Below are 15,779 nucleotides of genomic sequence, written 5' to 3'. Positions count from 1 at the left end.
CGGGCCGCAACGAGGTTCCCATGAAAGACCTGGAAAGCTGGCTGAAGGAGCGACGCATCACCGAGGTGGAGTGCCTGGTCAGCGATATCACCGGCATTGCCCGCGGCAAGATCACGCCCGTCTCCAAGTTCATGGCCGAGAAGGGCATGCGCCTGCCGGAGAGCGTGCTGCTGCAGACCGTCACCGGCGACTACGTGGAGGACGAGCTCTACTACTCGCTGCTCGATCCCGCCGATATCGACATGCTCTGCCGGCCGGATATCTCTGCGGTCTACCCGGTCCCCTGGGCGCTTGAACCCACCGCCCAGGTCATCCACGACTGCTACGACAAGATGGGCAACCCCATCGAACTCTCCTCCCGCAACCAGCTGAAACGAGTATTGGCGCTCTATGCCGAGCAGGGCTGGAAGCCGGTGGTGGCGCCGGAGATGGAATTCTACCTGACCAAACGCTGCGAGGACCCCGACCTGCCGTTGCTGCCGCCCATTGGCCGTAGCGGGCGCCAGGAAACCGGCCGGCAGTCGTTCTCCATCGATGCGGCCAACGAGTTCGATCCGCTGTTCGAGGACATGTACGACTGGTGCGAGGTTCAGGGGCTCGACATCGACACCCTGATCCATGAAGAGGGCACCGCCCAGATGGAGATCAACTTCCGTCACGGCGACCCGCTGATGCTGGCCGACCAGGTGTTCCTGTTCAAGCGCACCCTGCGCGAGGCGGCGCTCAAACACGACGTCGTGGCCACCTTCATGGCCAAGCCGATCACCAACGAGCCCGGCAGCGCCATGCACATCCACCAGAGCGTGCTGGATGCCACGACTGGAAAAAGCGTGTTCGCCAACGAGGACGGCTCCATGAGCCAGCTCTTCCTGCACCATATCGGCGGCATGCAGCGGTTCATCCCCGAGGCGCTGCCGCTGATGGCACCCAACGTCAACTCCTTCCGCCGCTTCCTGCCTGATACGTCGGCGCCGGTCAACGTCGAGTGGGGGGAGGAGAATCGCACCTGTGGGCTGCGCGTACCCGACTCCTCGCCGCAAGGCCGGCGCATCGAGAATCGCCTGCCCGGCGCCGATGCCAATGCCTATCTGGCCATTGCGGCCAGCCTGCTGTGCGGCTACCTGGGCATGGTGCAAAAACTCAACCCCTCTGCGCCGGTGCAGGGGCGTGCCTTCGAGCGGCGCAACCTGCGCCTGCCGTTTACCCTCGAACAGGCGTTGGAGCGCATGGAAAACTGCGCCGAGCTGGAACGCTACATGGGGCATCGTTTCGTGACCGGCTACGTTGCGGTCAAGCGGGTGGAGAACGAGAACTTCAAGAAAGTCATCAGTTCATGGGAAAGGGAGTTCCTGCTGCTGAGCGTCTAGTACCCTGGGCCCGGCCCGCTTTGTCGCGAGGGGCCGGCGTGGCCAGGCTCAGGATACGGGAGCGCTCGGAAGCGGCGTGCTGCGCCGTTCGGCCCGCTGTTCGGACGACGGGCCATGAAACAGGCGAGAAGAAACCTCCGGCCGGCTGCTCGGTCGGGCTGACGAAAACAATGCAAATACGAGGTGCCATCATGTCCTGTCGAAACAAGCTGTCCCTGGCCATTGCGCTGGGTTCACTGGCCATGGCCGCGACTGCCGCTCAGGCCGACGAGGTCCGCGTCTACAATTGGTCGGATTACATTGCGCCGGATACCCTGGAAAAGTTCACCGAGGCCACCGGCATCGAAGTGATCTACGACGTCTACGACAGCAATGAGGTACTCGACGCCGCCGTGCTGGCGGGCCGTTCCGGTTATGACGTGGTGGTGCCCTCCAACTACTACCTGACCCGACAGGTCAGCGCCGGGGTCTACCAGGAACTGGATCACGACAAGCTCCCCAACATGGAGAACCTCAATCCCGAATTGATGGAGCAGCTGGAATCGATCGATCCGGGCAGCCAGTACTCGATTCCCTACATGTGGGGCACCAACGGTATCGGCTACAACGTCGAGCGGGTCACCGAGATCCTCGGCGAGGATGCCCCGACCGACTCTTGGGCGCTTATCTTCGATCCCGAGGTGACCACGGCGCTCAACGAGGGCGGTTGCGGTATCGCCATGCTCGACACGGGCGACGACATGCTTTCCGCCGCCATGGCCTACCTGGGCCTGTCGCCGGTTTCCGAGAAGACCGAAGACATCGAGGCGGCAGGCGACCTGATCGCCGCGGTGCGCGACAACATCACCTACTTCCACTCCTCACGCTATATCTCGGACCTGGCCAACGGCGACATCTGCGTGGCGGCGGGCTATTCCGGCGACATCTTCCAGGCGGCCGACCGCGCCGATGAGGCGGAGCGCGACTTCGAGATCGCCTACACCATCCCCAAGGAGGGCGCGGCGCTGTGGTTCGACATGATGGCGATTCCGGCCGATGCACCCAACCCCGATAACGCTCACGCCTTCATCAACTTCATCCTCGAGCCCGAGATCGCCGCCGAGATCACCGAGTACGTGGTGTATGCCAATCCCAACATCGCCGCCAACGAGTACCTCGACCCCGATATTCTCAACGACACCTCCGTCTATCCCGATCAGGAGGTGATGGACAACCTGTACGTCCAGGTAGAGAAGCCTTTGGCCGTGCAGCGTGTGCGCACGCGCACGTGGAACCGGGTGAAGTCCGGCACCTAACCCCTCGCATGCCGGCCCTCCGGGGCCGGCACACAGGCAGCCATTCCGCTGCGCCCGCCAGGCTGACAAGCACCGGGTCAGCTGCTCGGTCCCGGGCACAGCGGCTGGCAGGTTCAGCCTTCGCTTCATCCTTGTTTTCCACAGGAGACGCTGTGATGCCGCAGACCCGAACTCAAGCCTCGGAACCACCGCGACGAACCGTCGAGAGCATGGCGCATGCCGAGGGGGGGCTTGGCAAGCCGCGGCCGGCCCGCGGAGAGGGATTGATGGAGATTCGCCGCGTGAGCAAGCGCTTCGATGGCGTACTGGCCGTGGATGACGTCAGTCTGTCGATCCGGCGCGGTGAAATCTTCGCCCTCCTGGGCGGTTCCGGCTCGGGCAAGTCGACGCTGCTGCGCATGCTGGCCGGCTTCGAAAAGCCCAGCGAGGGCCAGATCCTGCTCGACGGCGAAGATATCACCGCCATGCCCCCCTACGAGCGGCCGATCAACATGATGTTCCAGTCCTATGCCCTGTTTCCTCACATGAGCGTGGCGCAGAACATCGCCTTCGGCCTCAAGCAGGACAAGCTGCCGCGCCGGGAGATCGACGAGCGCGTGGCAGACATGCTCAAGCTGGTGCACATGGAAGCGTTCGCCCGGCGCAAGCCACACCACCTTTCGGGCGGCCAGCGCCAGCGTGTGGCCCTGGCGCGTTCGCTGGCCAAGCGGCCCAAACTGCTGCTGCTCGACGAGCCGATGGGGGCGCTGGACAAGAAGCTGCGTACCGAGATGCAGCTCGAGGTGGTGCAGATCCTCGAGCGGGTCGGCGTGACTTGCATCATGGTCACCCACGACCAGGAGGAGGCCATGACCATGGCCGACCGCGTGGCGATCATGTCCGACGGCTGGATCGCTCAGGTGGGAACGCCGATGGATGTCTACGAGAGCCCGGCCAATCGAATGGTGGCCGAGTTCGTGGGCACGGTGAATCTGTTCGAGGGTGAGATCACGGTCGACGAGGTCGACCACTGCCTTATCGACTGTCCCTCGCTGGGCCGGGTCATCCGTATCGGTCACGGCGTCAGTACCCAGGCGGACGAACGCAGGGTATGGGTGGCGGTGCGCCCGGAAAAGACCTGGCTGACCCGTGAGCGGCCAAGCGGGGAGACTAACTGGGCAGCCGGTATCGTCGAGGATATCGCCTACCTGGGGGGGCTATCGGTCTACTACGTGCGCATCGACAGCGGCCACCTGGTGAAGGCCAGCATGGCCAATACCGAACGGCGCGGCGACCGGCCGCGCTGGGACGAGCCGGTGTTCATCCACTGGGACGAGCAGAGCGCCGTGATTCTGCACGACTGAGCGATAATGTGCGGGCCGTCCTGCTTTCACGGCCCGCCAGGGGGGATCCGCATGTCCAATGTTTCCGTTCGCCTGCGGCGGCTGCTCAAGCCCGGTCGTGGCTGGGTCATCGCCGTGCCGCTGCTGTGGCTGACCCTGTTCTTCCTGCTGCCGTTCGGCATCGTACTCAAGATCAGTCTATCCGAGGCGGCCATCTCGGTGCCTCCTTACGCTGCCATCTTCGACTACGCCAACCAGACGCTCAATGTTGTCGTTACGTTCGGCAATTACCTGTTCCTGACCACCGATACGCTCTACATCTCGGCCTACTGGGGATCGGTGAAGGTCGCGCTGCTCGCCACCGTGCTGTGCCTGCTGCTCGGCTATCCCATGGCCTACGCCATGGCCCGAGCACCGGCGCGCTGGCAGCTGGTTCTGCTGCTGCTGGTGATGCTGCCGTCGTGGACCTCCTTTCTGATCCGCGTATACGCGTGGATGGGCATTCTGAGCAACAACGGGCTGATCAACAGCCTGCTGATCTGGGCCGGGCTGATCGACTCGCCGATCCGCATGCTCAATACCAACTTCGCCGTGATCCTCGGCATCGTCTACGCCTACTTGCCGTTCATGGTACTGCCGCTCTACGCCAACCTGACCCGACTCGACGGCTCGCTGCTGGAGGCGGCTTCGGATCTCGGCTCGCGCAAGCTCAATACCTTTCTCAAGGTGACCCTGCCGCTCTCCAAGGGCGGAATCATCGCCGGTTCGATGCTGGTCTTCATTCCCGCGGTGGGCGAGTACGTGATTCCCGAGCTGCTGGGCGGCCCCAACACGGTAATGATCGGCAAGGTTTTGTGGGAGGAGTTCTTCCATAACCGCGACTGGCCGGTGGCCTCGTCGCTGGCGATGGTGATGCTGGCGATACTGATCGTGCCCATTGCCCTGTTCCACCGCTACCAGTCTCGCGAGCTGGAGGATTGACCATGCGCAAGCCATCCTTCACCACACTGATGTTGGTCGCCGGGCTGGTCTTCCTCTACCTGCCGATGATCATCCTGGTGATCTACTCGTTCAACTCGTCGCGGCTGGTCACCGTGTGGGCGGGCTTTTCGGCACATTGGTACGTCGAGCTGTTCCGCGATCGGCAGATCCTCTCGGCGATCTGGACCAGCCTGCGCATCGCCTTCTTCTCCGCCTCGATGGCGGTGTGCCTGGGTACGCTGGCCGCCTTCGTGATGGTGCGTTTCACCCGTTTCCGCGGCAAGACCGCACTCTCGAGCATGGTCACCGCGCCGCTGGTGATGCCCGAGGTAATCACTGGACTGTCGCTGTTGCTACTGTTCGTGCATATGGCGCAGCTGATCGGCTGGCCAGCGGATCGCGGCATGATCACCATCTGGATCGCGCACACCACCTTCTGCAGCGCCTATGTGGCGGTAGTGGTGGCTTCTCGTCTGCGCGAGGTGGATCTCTCGATCGAGGAGGCGGCCATGGACCTCGGCGCCAGGCCCGTGCGTACCTTCTTTCAGATCACCCTGCCGGTGATTGCCCCGGCGCTGGCGGCGGGCTGGCTGCTGGCCTTCACCCTGTCGCTGGACGACCTGGTAATCGCCAGTTTCGTTTCCGGCCCGGGCGCGACCACGCTGCCCATGGTGGTGTTCTCCTCGGTACGACTGGGTGTTTCGCCCAAGATCAATGCCCTGGCCACGTTGATCATCCTGGCGGTATCGCTGGCCACTTTTATCGCCTGGTACCTGATGCGGCGCAGCGAGGCAAGGCGCAAGCAGGCGATGTTGCAGGATATGACGGCGGGGCGCTAGTCGCGACCAAGCCGCTCCCTTCTGAACGTGAGGTACTGTTATGTCGTTGACTACCGCCACCGAGCATGTGGCTTCCTACTATGCGGCCACGGCTAACCCGGCACCGGAGCGGCCCGCCGTGGTGGGCGATATCGAATGTGACGTGTGCGTGGTCGGGGCGGGCTTCACCGGCATTTCGGCGGCGCTTCATCTCGCCGAGCAGGGGCATCGAGTGGTGGTGCTGGAAACCGCTCGGGTGGGTTTCGGTGCGTCCGGTCGCAACGGCGGCCAGATCGTCAACAGCTACAGCCGCGACATGGACGTGATCGAGGCCAGATACGGCGCCGACATCGCGCGGACCTTGGGCGACATGGCCTTCGAGGGCAATCGCATCATTCGCGACCGCATCGCCGGCTACGATATTGCCTGCGACCTGAAGGAGGGCAACGTGTTCGCCGCCTGCAACCGTAAGCAACTCGACGGGCTGCGAGAGCACAAGGCGCTGTGGGAGCGCTACGGCAATCATCAGTTGGAGCTGCTGGAGGGCGAAGCCTACAAGCGTGAGATCGGCAGCGAGCGCTATGTCGGCGCACTGGTGGACCACTCCGGAGGCCACCTGCACCCACTCAATCTGGTATTGGGCGAGGCCGCTGCGTTCGAGTCGCTGGGCGGCACGATCCATGAGCAAACACCCGTGCTCGAGGTACGTCACGGCGCGACGGTGACCTTGCGCACGCCGCAGGGGAGCGTACGTGCCCAGCGGGTGGTCATGGCCGGCAATGCCTACCTGCAGGGGGTGTTGCCGGAGCTGGAGAGCAAGTCGATGCCCTGCGGCACCCAGATCATCACCACCGAGCCGCTACCGGAAGTGCTACGTCACGAGCTGATCCCCCACGACAAGGCGGTGGAGGATTGCAACTATTTGCTCGACTACTATCGCTTCACCGCCGATGGCCGTCTGCTCTACGGCGGTGGCGTTAACTACGGCGGCCAGGATCCTTCGGACATCGCGGCGGTCATTCGCCCCAAGATGCTCAAGACCTTTCCTCAGCTGGCCGATACGCGCATCGACTACGCCTGGAGCGGTAACTTCCTCATGACGCTCAACCGATTGCCGCAGTTCGGTCGTCTCAACGACAACGTCTACTACGCCCAGGGCTATTCGGGGCACGGGGTGACCTGCTCGCACCTGGCCGGCAAGCTGATCGCCGAGGTGATGCGCGGCGCGAGTGAGCGCTTCGATGCCTTCGCCGGGCTGCCGCACCTGCCGTTTCCCGGTGGGCGACTGCTGCGCGTGCCGCTCTCGGCACTGGGCGCCTGGTATTACGCCACGCGGGACAGACTAGGCTGGTGAAGTGCCGGTGACGCGCCTCGACCGCGGTCGGGCTTTCTCGTCCCGTGTCTAGACGTGCCTGAGATACCAGGCATATTCCATCTGGCTGACGGCCTGCAAGGCATTGGCGCGCTCGGCGCGCCGGTTGGCGACGAAGACATGGACGAAGTCGTCGTCCAGGGCACTTTTTAGCGGTTCGCTGGCTTCGAGCAGGTCGAGGGCCTGGTGCCAGCTGTTGGTCAGGGTGGGGTCGAACTGCTCGTAGGCATTGCCTTCCACAGGGGCGGGCGGCACCAGTCGCTGGCGGATACCATGCTCGATACTGGCCAGCAGCACGGACAGCAGCAGGTAGGGGTTGGCGTCGGCGCCGGCGACGCGGTGCTCGATGCGCCTCGCGTGATTGTCACCCGATGGGATGCGCAAGGCGACCGAGCGGTTGTCGAAGCCCCAGGTAGGAGTCATCGGCACGTAGAGCCCCGGCTGGAAGCGCCGGAAAGAGTTGAGATTGGGCGCGCAGATCGCCATCGAGGCGGGCATCAGCGCTATCATGCCGGCGATGGCCTGATGCAGGGTGGTGCTGCCGAGCGGGTCGCCGCCAGTGTCGGCGAAGACGTTGCGGCCGCTGTCGTCGAGCAGGCTGAGGTGCACATGCGTGCCGTTGCCGGCTTCGAGGCCATATGGCTTGGCCATGAAGGTCGCTTCGAAGCCGTGATTCTGAGCCACGCCCTTGATCAGCCGCTTGAGCAGTACGGCGCTGTCGCAGGCCTTGAGTACGTCGTCGCAGTGGCCAAGGGTGATCTCGAACTGTCCGGGTGCGCACTCCTTGAGTGCCGTATCCAGGGGCAATGCCTGGCACTGTGCTGCCTTGCGCACGTCCTCCAGGAAGTCGGCGTACTCGTCGAGTTCGCCAATGGAGTAGAGCTGGCTCTCAGTAGCGCGCTCGCCGCTGCGCGGTGAGCGCGGCGGCTGTATCAGGCCCTCGTGGGTACGCTCGCGGTCGACCAGGTAGAACTCCATCTCGACGGCCGTTACCGGCGTCAGGCCGTGTTGGTGCAGGCGCAGCGATTGGCGGGACAGTACCTGACGAGGGTCGGCGAAGAAAGGCGTATCGTCTGGCTCGAACATGGTCATCAAAAGCTGTGCCTGGCGACCGCCTCGCAACCACGGCGTCGGCACCAAGGTGCCCGCCAGTGGCCGGCAGACACGGTCGCCATCGCCCGTGGCAAGCCCCAGGCCTGTCGCCTCGATGGTATGCCCGTTGATATCCAGGGCGAAGACCGACGCCGGCAGGTTGACGCCCTGTTCGCAGACCTTGAACAGGTTGTCGCGCGGAATGCGCTTGCCGCGCATGACCCCGTTGAGGTCGCTGATCAGCAGGTCGATACTGTCGATGTCGGGATGGCGCTCGAGAAATTCCCGGGCCTGGTCGGCGCTGAGCAGCAGCGACATGGCGGCACCTCTAAGTTTTTATCGATGGGCATGGTTGTCCTTATCTTTCGACGCCCGGCAATTGTTGTCAAATCCTTTACGGCCGTGCTTCGTGTCAAGCTGGCTCTATTAGCGAAAACTCTTATTATTCTTGGGTTAATTGCATCGTTTCAATACTGGGGTGGATTTTCCTTCGATATTGGTGGAAAGTTTAATCAACACTCTCGTTCCTCTCGTTTCGTGAAGGAGACTGCCATGCCAAGCCGACCCCTTGTGGGTGTCATTGCCTGCCGCCGCGAGGTGGAGGGGCATCTCGCCCACGTGGTGACCGACAAGTACCTGAGTGCGCTCCGCGCCTACGGCCTGGCGCCTGTCGTATTGCCGGTATGGCAGGATGCCGTGGACGGCGATCTGCTCGCTCACCTCGACGGCCTGCTGCTGACCGGCAGTTACTCCAATGTCGAGCCCTCCCGCTATGGTGTCGAGCGCGCGCCGGAAAACACCCGCGACGACCCGCACCGCGACGCCGCCGCACTGGCCTGGATTCCCGCCGCCATACAGCGCGGCCTGCCGCTGCTGGGCATCTGCCGCGGCTTTCAGGAGATCAACGTGGCCTACGGTGGCACGCTGCACCAGGCGGTTCAGAATGTCTCCGGTCTTTCCGATCATCGCGAGCCGGAAGCCGACTACGCGACTCGCTATGCGCCGGCGCACGACATCGAGATTCAGCCTGGCGGTCACTTGGCAGCGCTTCATCCCGAGCCGCTCGCGAAGGTGAATTCGCTGCACCAGCAGGGCATCGACCGGTTGGGTGAAGGGCTGAGGGTGGAAGCACTGGCACCGGATGGATTGATCGAGGCGATCTCGATCACCGAAGCGCGCGGGTTTGCCCTGGCGGTACAGTGGCATCCCGAGTGGCGGGTGCGGGAGCATCCGCTCTATCACGCCCTGTTCGAGGCCTTTGCTGTCGCCTGCCGTGCTTACCACACCAGCCGGGCCATCGCAGAGCCGCTCACTACCTGAGCCGGAGAGGCCCCATGCAGACCGAGACCTACCGTCAGTTGGATCGCGAACATCATCTTCACCCCTTTACCGACTACAAGGTGCTGGCAGGGGAGGGTAGCCGCATCGTCACACACGCCGAAGGCGTCTACATCCACGACAGCGAGGGCCATCGCATTCTTGATGCCATGGCCGGATTGTGGTGCGTGAACCTGGGCTATGGGCGTGAGGAGCTGGTCGAGGTGGCCAGCGAACAGATGCGCCGGCTACCCTACTACAATACCTTCTTCAAGAGCACTCACCCACCGGCGGTGAAACTGGCCGAGACGCTGAGCCGGCTGGCCCCGGCGCATATGAATCGTGTCTTCTTCACCGGCTCGGGCTCCGAGGCCAACGACACCGTGCTGCGTATGGTGCGCCGTTTCTGGGCGCTGAAAGGCAGGCCCGACAAGCAGTGGTTCATTTCTCGGGAGAATGCCTACCACGGCTCCACGGTCGCCGGCATGAGCCTCGGTGGCATGGCGCCCATGCACGCCCAGGGCGGCCCTACGGTGCCGAAGATCGCCCACGTGCGCCAGCCCTACTGGTTCGGTGAGGGGCACGACTCGACAGGTATCAGGCTGAGCCCCGACGCGTTCGGTCGCGAATGCGCCGCAGCGATCGAAGCCAAGATTCTCGAACTCGGCGAGGCAAACGTCGCCGCCTTCATTGCCGAGCCGGTACAGGGCGCGGGCGGGGCCATCATCCCGCCGGCGAGCTACTGGCCAGCGGTGAAGGAGGTGCTGGCGCGCTACGACATTCTCCTGGTGGTGGACGAGGTGATCTGCGGTTTCGGCCGCCTGGGCGAGTGGTTCGGCAGCCAGCACTACGGCCTCGAGCCCGACCTGATGCCCATCGCCAAGGGGCTCTCGTCCGGCTACCTGCCGATCGGCGGGGTGCTGGTGGGCGATCGGGTGGCCGAGACGTTGATCGAGCAGGGCGGCGAGTTCTTCCACGGTTTTACCTACTCTGGCCATCCGGCCTGTGCTGCCGTGGCGCTGAAGAACCTCGAGTTGATGCAGGCCGAGGGTATCGTTGAGCGCGTGCGTAACGACATCGGGCCCTACCTGGCCAAGCGCTGGGCCACGCTGGCCGATCACCCGCTGGTGGGCGAGGCGCGCTCGCTGGGGTTGATCGGAGCGCTGGAGCTGGTCGCCGACAAGTCCAGCGGCGAACGTTTCCCCAAGTCGCTTGCCGTCGGCAACCTGTGCCGCGACATCTGCTTCGACCTCGGCCTGGTGATGCGCTCGGTGGGTGATACGATGATCATCTCACCTCCCTTGGTGATCACTCATGCCGAAGTCGACAAGCTGGTGCACCTGGCCGAAGCGGCGTTGAACGAGACCGCGCGGCGGCTGGCCGGGCGCGAGAGCATCGAACCGTTCACAGAGGAGACCCCATCGTGAGCCGTACGCCATCCCCCCGTACCCTGGCCGACTGGCAGGCCAGGGCCGCCGAGCTCGCCTTCGAGTCGCGCGCCTTCATCGACGACACCTTCGTCGACGCCGAAAGCGGCGATACCTTCGAATCGCGCAATCCGGCGACCGGCGAAATCCTGGTCCAGGTGGCGAGCTGCGACGAGCCCGACGCCAAGCGCGCGGTGGCAGCGGCGCGCAATGCCTTTGCCGGTGGCGCGTGGTCGCGCCTGGCACCGGCCAAGCGCAAGAAGACCCTGCTGCGCCTGGCCGAGCTGATGGAGGCCCACAAGCACGAGCTGGCGCTGATCGACACTCTCGACATGGGCAAGCCGATCTCCAGTTCGCTGGGCGACATGGCCGGCGCTATTGCCTGCATTCGCTACCAGGCCGAGTGCATCGACAAGCTCTACGGCGAGGTGGCCCCCACCGGCGAAGACGCATTGGCGCTGGTGTTGCGCGAGCCGATCGGTGTGGTGGCGGCCATCGTGCCGTGGAACTTCCCGCTGATGATGACGGCCTGGAAGATCGCCCCGGCGCTGGCCGCCGGCAACAGTGTGATCCTGAAACCCTCCGAGAAGTCGCCGCTCTCCGCGCTGCGCCTGGCCCAGCTGGCCCGGGAGGCGGGCCTGCCCCGCGGCGTGTTCCAGGTGCTGCCCGGCTACGGCCATACCGTGGGCAAGGCGCTGGCGCTCTCTATGGAGGTCGACTGCCTGGCCTTCACCGGCTCCACTGCGGTGGGCAAGCAGCTGATGCAGTACGCCGGCCAATCCAACCTCAAGCGGGTCTATCTCGAGTGTGGCGGCAAGTCGCCGAATATCGTCTTCGCCGACTGCAAGGATCTCGACCAGGTGGCCAGCCACGCCGCCGCGGCGATCTTCCACAACCAGGGCGAGGTGTGCATCGCGGGCTCCCGGCTGCTGGTGGAAAATTCGATTCGCGAGGAATTCGTCGAGCGTGTACTGAAGGCGGCCGAGACCATGCAACCCGGTGACCCCCTCGACCCCGAGAGCTTCATGGGTGCCATCGTCGACGAGACCCAGCATCGCCGCATTCTCGACTACGTCCGCCAGGGGGTGGAGGAGGGCGCGCGGCTGCGCAGCGGCGGCCAGGCCATCGACGGCCCGGGATTGTTCATCCCGCCCACGGTGTTCGACGGCGTGACGCCGCAGATGGCCATCGGCCGCGAGGAGATCTTCGGCCCGGTGCTGGCGGTGTTCGGCTTCGACACCGAGGACGAGGCGGTCGCCATGGCCAACGACACGCCCTACGGCCTGGCGGCGGGGCTGTGGAGCCAGGACATCGACCGCATCATGCGCGTGACGCGACGGCTGCAGTCGGGCCAGGTCTTCGTCAACAACTGGGCCGGGGGCGACCAGACCATGCCCTTCGGCGGTGTGAAGCAGTCGGGCAACGGGCGCGACAAGTCGCACCACAGCCTGGAGGAGTATTCCGAACTCAAGAGTGTGTGGATGTCGCTGCAGATGGACTGATCCGGGGATCAGCGGGCGGCCGCGACAGGTATACTGCCCGCACCGCTTGCAGGAGAAAGCCTCTTGATCGATCTTCCAAAGCTGCTGACCTCCCTGACCATCGGCAATGCCATGGTACTTGCTGCGCTGGTAGCGTTCTTGCTCGCCTTCGGCCTGGCCAGCCTGATTGGCGCACGTCAGCGGAGGGCCGAGCGTGAGCGTCATATTTCCGTGCAGGCCGAACTGCGCGAACGGCTTCACGAGCGCGAACGCCGGCTCGAAGAGCTGCACAGTGAACTGGCCGAGACCCAGGTGCGCGAGGCGCGCCTGGCCACCACCCTCGAGCAGAAGCAGCAGCACTTCGAGGCCCAGCTGGCCTTGCTGCGCGACAGCCGCGACCAGCTGCGCCAGGAATTCGAGAACTTGGCCAACGAGATTCTCGAGCGCAAGGGGCGGGCCTTCTCCGAGCTCTCCCAGCAGCGTATCAGCGGACTGCTGCAGCCGATTCAGGCCGAGATGAAGGGTTTTCGCGAGAAGGTCGAGACGATCCACCGCCACGATACCGAGCAGCGCGCCGGTCTACGCGCCGAGCTGCGTCACCTGCAGGCGCTCAATCGTGAGATCACCGATCAGGCCGAGCGCCTGACCCAGGCCTTGCAGGGGCAGAAGAAGGTCCAGGGCAACTGGGGCGAGCTGATGCTGGAGAACGTGCTGGAGGGCTCCGGCCTGCGCGCCGGCAAGGATTACCGGCGCGAGGTGAGCTTTGCTACCGCCGAAGGGCGTCGTCGCCCCGATGCGGTGGTCTACCTGCCCCAGGGGCGCCATCTCGTAATCGACGCCAAGACCTCGCTTGCCGCCTACGTGCGCTACGTCAACGCCGAGGACGAGCGCGAGCGCGAGCTGGCGCTGGCAGATCATGCCGCGGCGGTAGGCGAGCGCATCGCCGAGCTCGCCGACAAGCACTACTACGACCTGCCGGGGCTCAACTCGCCCGACGTTGTGGTCATGTTCATCCCAGTGGAGTCGGCCTACGTCGAGGCGCTCAAGCATGATGAGACATTGTATCAACGTGCCATCGAGCACAATGTACTGGTGGCCACGCCCACCACGCTGCTGACCAGCCTCAACGTGGTACGCCAGCTGTGGCGTTTCGAGGACCAGAGCCGCCACAGCGCCGAACTCGCCAGCCGTGCCGAGAAGTTCTACAACAAGCTGCGTTTGTTCCTCGAGAGTATGCAGGAGGTGCAGAGCAGGCTCGACGGTGCACGCGACAGCTATGATCGCGCCATGGGCCAGCTGGTCAATGGCCGTGGCAACCTGATCAAGCAGGCCGCCGAATTCCAGGAGCTGGGCGTGGCAGTAAAGAAGGAACTCCCCGCCGAACTGGTCGAGCGGGCAGGGCTGGAGCTTGATAGCGAACGCCCCCGTACGGCAGTGCCGGACGGGGGCGCTGTGGACTAGCTACTGTCCCTGGCGTCGGACGATTCAGAAGCTCGCCCATTCGGGTTCAGGTCTCCTCTCCGCCAACGGCAGCTGGCGCAAGATGGGCGGCATTGCCGGCTGGGGTGTCGCCTCCCTCCAGCCGACGTTTTGATGAGCACCTGTCGGTAGCTGGAAGGCCGCCATGGCCGTCATCAACTGGCGCGCATGCTGGCGCAGGTTGTCGGCAGCGGTCGCGCTCTCGCCCACCAAGGCAGCATTCTGCTGGGTGACTCGGTCCATCTCGGCCACGGCGGTACCGGCCTCCTGAACCCCCGCACTCTGCTCTACGCTCGCCTGGCTGATTTCGCGCATCAACTGGCTGACGCGACCGATTGCCTCGACGATTTGTTCGGTGGCATGACGTGCTTCCGCTGCCCGGGCGTTGCCGTTCTTGACGCGTTCGATGTTGCTGTTGATCAGCTCGCTGATCTCGCTGGCGGCATCGGCACTCTTCTGGGCCAGTTTGCGCACCTCGGCGGCGACCACGGCGAAGCCGCGGCCATGCTCGCCTGCCCGCGCCGCCTCCACCGAGGCATTGAGGGCGAGGATATTGGTCTGGAAGGCGATATCGTCGATGGTGGAGATGATGCTGGCGATCTCGCCAGCGCTGGTATCGAGTTCATTCATGGTCGAGGCCATCTGTTCCACCGCTGCACCGCCCTGGCGTGCCGTTTGCGAGGCGTTCTCCGCTTCACGGCTCGCCATGCCGGCGTTCTCGGTGTTCTGGATTACCGTGCCGTTGAGTTCCTCCATGGCCGAAGCGGTCTGGGTCAGGGCGCTGGCCTGCTGCTGGGTGCGTGAGGCGAGATCGGTATTGCCTTCGGCGATCTGCTCGCTGTTGCCTGCCACGGCTTCGGCGGCGGCCCGGACCTGGGCAACGATTTCCTGCAGCTGGCGTGCCATCACCACCTGAGCGGCCATGATGCTGCGCTCGTCATTCCGGCGCAGGCGACCCGCCGTGGCCAGTTCGCCGCGGCCGATCGCTTCGGCGAAAGCGCGGACCTCATGCGGCTCGGCACCCAGCTCCCTCAGCAGCTGCCGGGCGAGCAGATAGGCAATGCCACCACCGACGACCAGCGCCGCGAGGCACAGGACCAGCATCAGCAACTGGAAGCCGGAAGCGGTGTCGCGGGCCAGAAGGGTGTCGGCGGCGCTTTCGGCTTCCTGATGATCGATGAAGGCATTGATGGTATCGAGCCAGGCGAAGAAGGCCGGACCGGCAGCGTCGAGCAGCCGCTCCCTGGCGCCAGCGAGATCCCCCTGTTGGCGTCGCTGCATGACCTCCCCCGCCAGGCGTTGGGTGGTATCGGCTTGGCGCTCTATGGCAGCCAGCAGTTCCCGCTCTCGTGCCGTGACACTCTCCGCGGTGAGGTCGTCCATGGCGGAGGCTGCGAGTTGGTAGTCATCGGCCAGGGCCTGGTAGTCGCGCTGCAGCGAGTCCAGCGCTTCCGGCGTTTCGACCAGGGTCATGTCGCGCAGCAGGATGGCGCGGTCGTGCACGCTACCGCGCCAGTCGATGGCGTGACGCAGCTTCACGCCATTGACGTCGTTGATGGTTGTCAGGCTGCGGTCGATGCGGTTGACCTGGACGATGCCGATGGCGGTCAGAAGGACGATCAGGGCGAGGACGATGGAAAAGCCGCCGAGCAGGCGAGTGCGGATGCCGAGTCGGGCAAGGCTGGCGGAGAGTGCCTTCATGGTGTGGTTCCTTGTGCGTGGCGTGGAGGGGTTGGCCTCCGGATGCTTCATTTATTGTACAAGCCACACTCTAAAACTTGTACATGTAGTGTACAAGAGCAATATGACTATCAGGTTAATAGGCACG

The 15,779-nt window shown here is 64.4% G+C and carries 12 protein-coding genes; 10 read left to right on the top strand and 2 right to left on the bottom strand.

Annotated elements, in window-relative coordinates:
- Positions 1-20: 20 nt before the first annotated feature.
- The 6 genes from ACOJCM_RS17590 (at position 21) to ACOJCM_RS17565 (ending at position 7,137) form a co-directional block, all read left to right on the top strand.
- Positions 21-1,367: a glutamine synthetase family protein gene (locus ACOJCM_RS17590; protein ID WP_445213360.1), complete on the top strand. Its 1,347-nt coding sequence runs from the start codon at positions 21-23 to the stop codon at positions 1,365-1,367.
- A gap of 191 nt (positions 1,368-1,558) precedes the next feature.
- A complete protein-coding gene (locus tag ACOJCM_RS17585) occupies positions 1,559-2,662 on the top strand; it encodes a polyamine ABC transporter substrate-binding protein (protein WP_445213359.1) in 1,104 nt (367 codons plus the stop codon).
- A gap of 266 nt (positions 2,663-2,928) precedes the next feature.
- Positions 2,929-4,005 (top strand): ABC transporter ATP-binding protein, encoded by a 1,077-nt coding sequence (locus ACOJCM_RS17580; protein ID WP_445213503.1) that lies wholly within the window; start codon positions 2,929-2,931, stop codon positions 4,003-4,005.
- Positions 4,006-4,056: 51 nt separating this feature from the next.
- Positions 4,057-4,965: an ABC transporter permease subunit gene (locus tag ACOJCM_RS17575; protein ID WP_445213358.1), complete on the top strand. Its 909-nt coding sequence runs from the start codon at positions 4,057-4,059 to the stop codon at positions 4,963-4,965.
- Positions 4,966-4,967: 2 nt separating this feature from the next.
- The gene (locus ACOJCM_RS17570) at positions 4,968-5,804 is read left to right on the top strand and encodes an ABC transporter permease subunit (RefSeq protein WP_445213357.1); all 837 of its coding nucleotides are present in this window, start codon (positions 4,968-4,970) and stop codon (positions 5,802-5,804) included.
- 40 nt (positions 5,805-5,844) lie between these two features.
- Positions 5,845-7,137, top strand: a complete 1,293-nt coding sequence (locus ACOJCM_RS17565) for an NAD(P)/FAD-dependent oxidoreductase (protein ID WP_445213356.1) — start codon at positions 5,845-5,847, stop codon at positions 7,135-7,137.
- A 48-nt stretch (positions 7,138-7,185) separates the two neighbouring features.
- On the opposite strand, the gene ACOJCM_RS17560 is transcribed toward ACOJCM_RS17565, so the two are convergent.
- The gene (locus ACOJCM_RS17560; protein WP_445213355.1) at positions 7,186-8,565 is read right to left on the bottom strand and encodes a glutamine synthetase family protein; all 1,380 of its coding nucleotides are present in this window, start codon (positions 8,563-8,565) and stop codon (positions 7,186-7,188) included.
- Positions 8,566-8,799: 234 nt separating this feature from the next.
- Here ACOJCM_RS17560 and ACOJCM_RS17555 point away from each other — a divergent pair, with 234 nt between their 5' ends.
- From ACOJCM_RS17555 to ACOJCM_RS17540, 4 genes are all read left to right on the top strand, one after another.
- Entirely contained in the window at positions 8,800-9,567 is a 768-nt protein-coding gene (locus ACOJCM_RS17555) for a gamma-glutamyl-gamma-aminobutyrate hydrolase family protein (protein WP_445213354.1), read from the top strand.
- Positions 9,568-9,581: 14 nt separating this feature from the next.
- The gene (locus ACOJCM_RS17550; protein ID WP_445213353.1) at positions 9,582-10,991 is read left to right on the top strand and encodes an aspartate aminotransferase family protein; all 1,410 of its coding nucleotides are present in this window, start codon (positions 9,582-9,584) and stop codon (positions 10,989-10,991) included.
- Positions 10,985-12,493, top strand: coding sequence for an aldehyde dehydrogenase (locus tag ACOJCM_RS17545; RefSeq protein WP_445213502.1), 1,509 nt, complete (start codon positions 10,985-10,987; stop codon positions 12,491-12,493). The genes ACOJCM_RS17550 and ACOJCM_RS17545 overlap by 7 nt, the downstream gene beginning before the upstream one ends.
- Before the next feature lie 63 nt (positions 12,494-12,556).
- Complete coding sequence (locus tag ACOJCM_RS17540) at positions 12,557-13,933, top strand: DNA recombination protein RmuC (RefSeq protein ID WP_445213352.1); 1,377 nt, start codon at positions 12,557-12,559, stop codon at positions 13,931-13,933.
- A gap of 24 nt (positions 13,934-13,957) precedes the next feature.
- On the opposite strand, the gene ACOJCM_RS17535 is transcribed toward ACOJCM_RS17540, so the two are convergent.
- On the bottom strand, positions 13,958-15,652 hold the full coding sequence (locus ACOJCM_RS17535; protein ID WP_445213351.1) for a methyl-accepting chemotaxis protein: 1,695 nt from the start codon (positions 15,650-15,652) through the stop codon (positions 13,958-13,960).
- Positions 15,653-15,779: the final 127 nt, after the last annotated feature.

The organism is Billgrantia hypersalina (assembly GCF_052584175.1).
The sequence above is the reverse complement of the archived record's forward strand: the minus strand, read 5'-3'. Positions and strand labels throughout refer to the sequence as shown.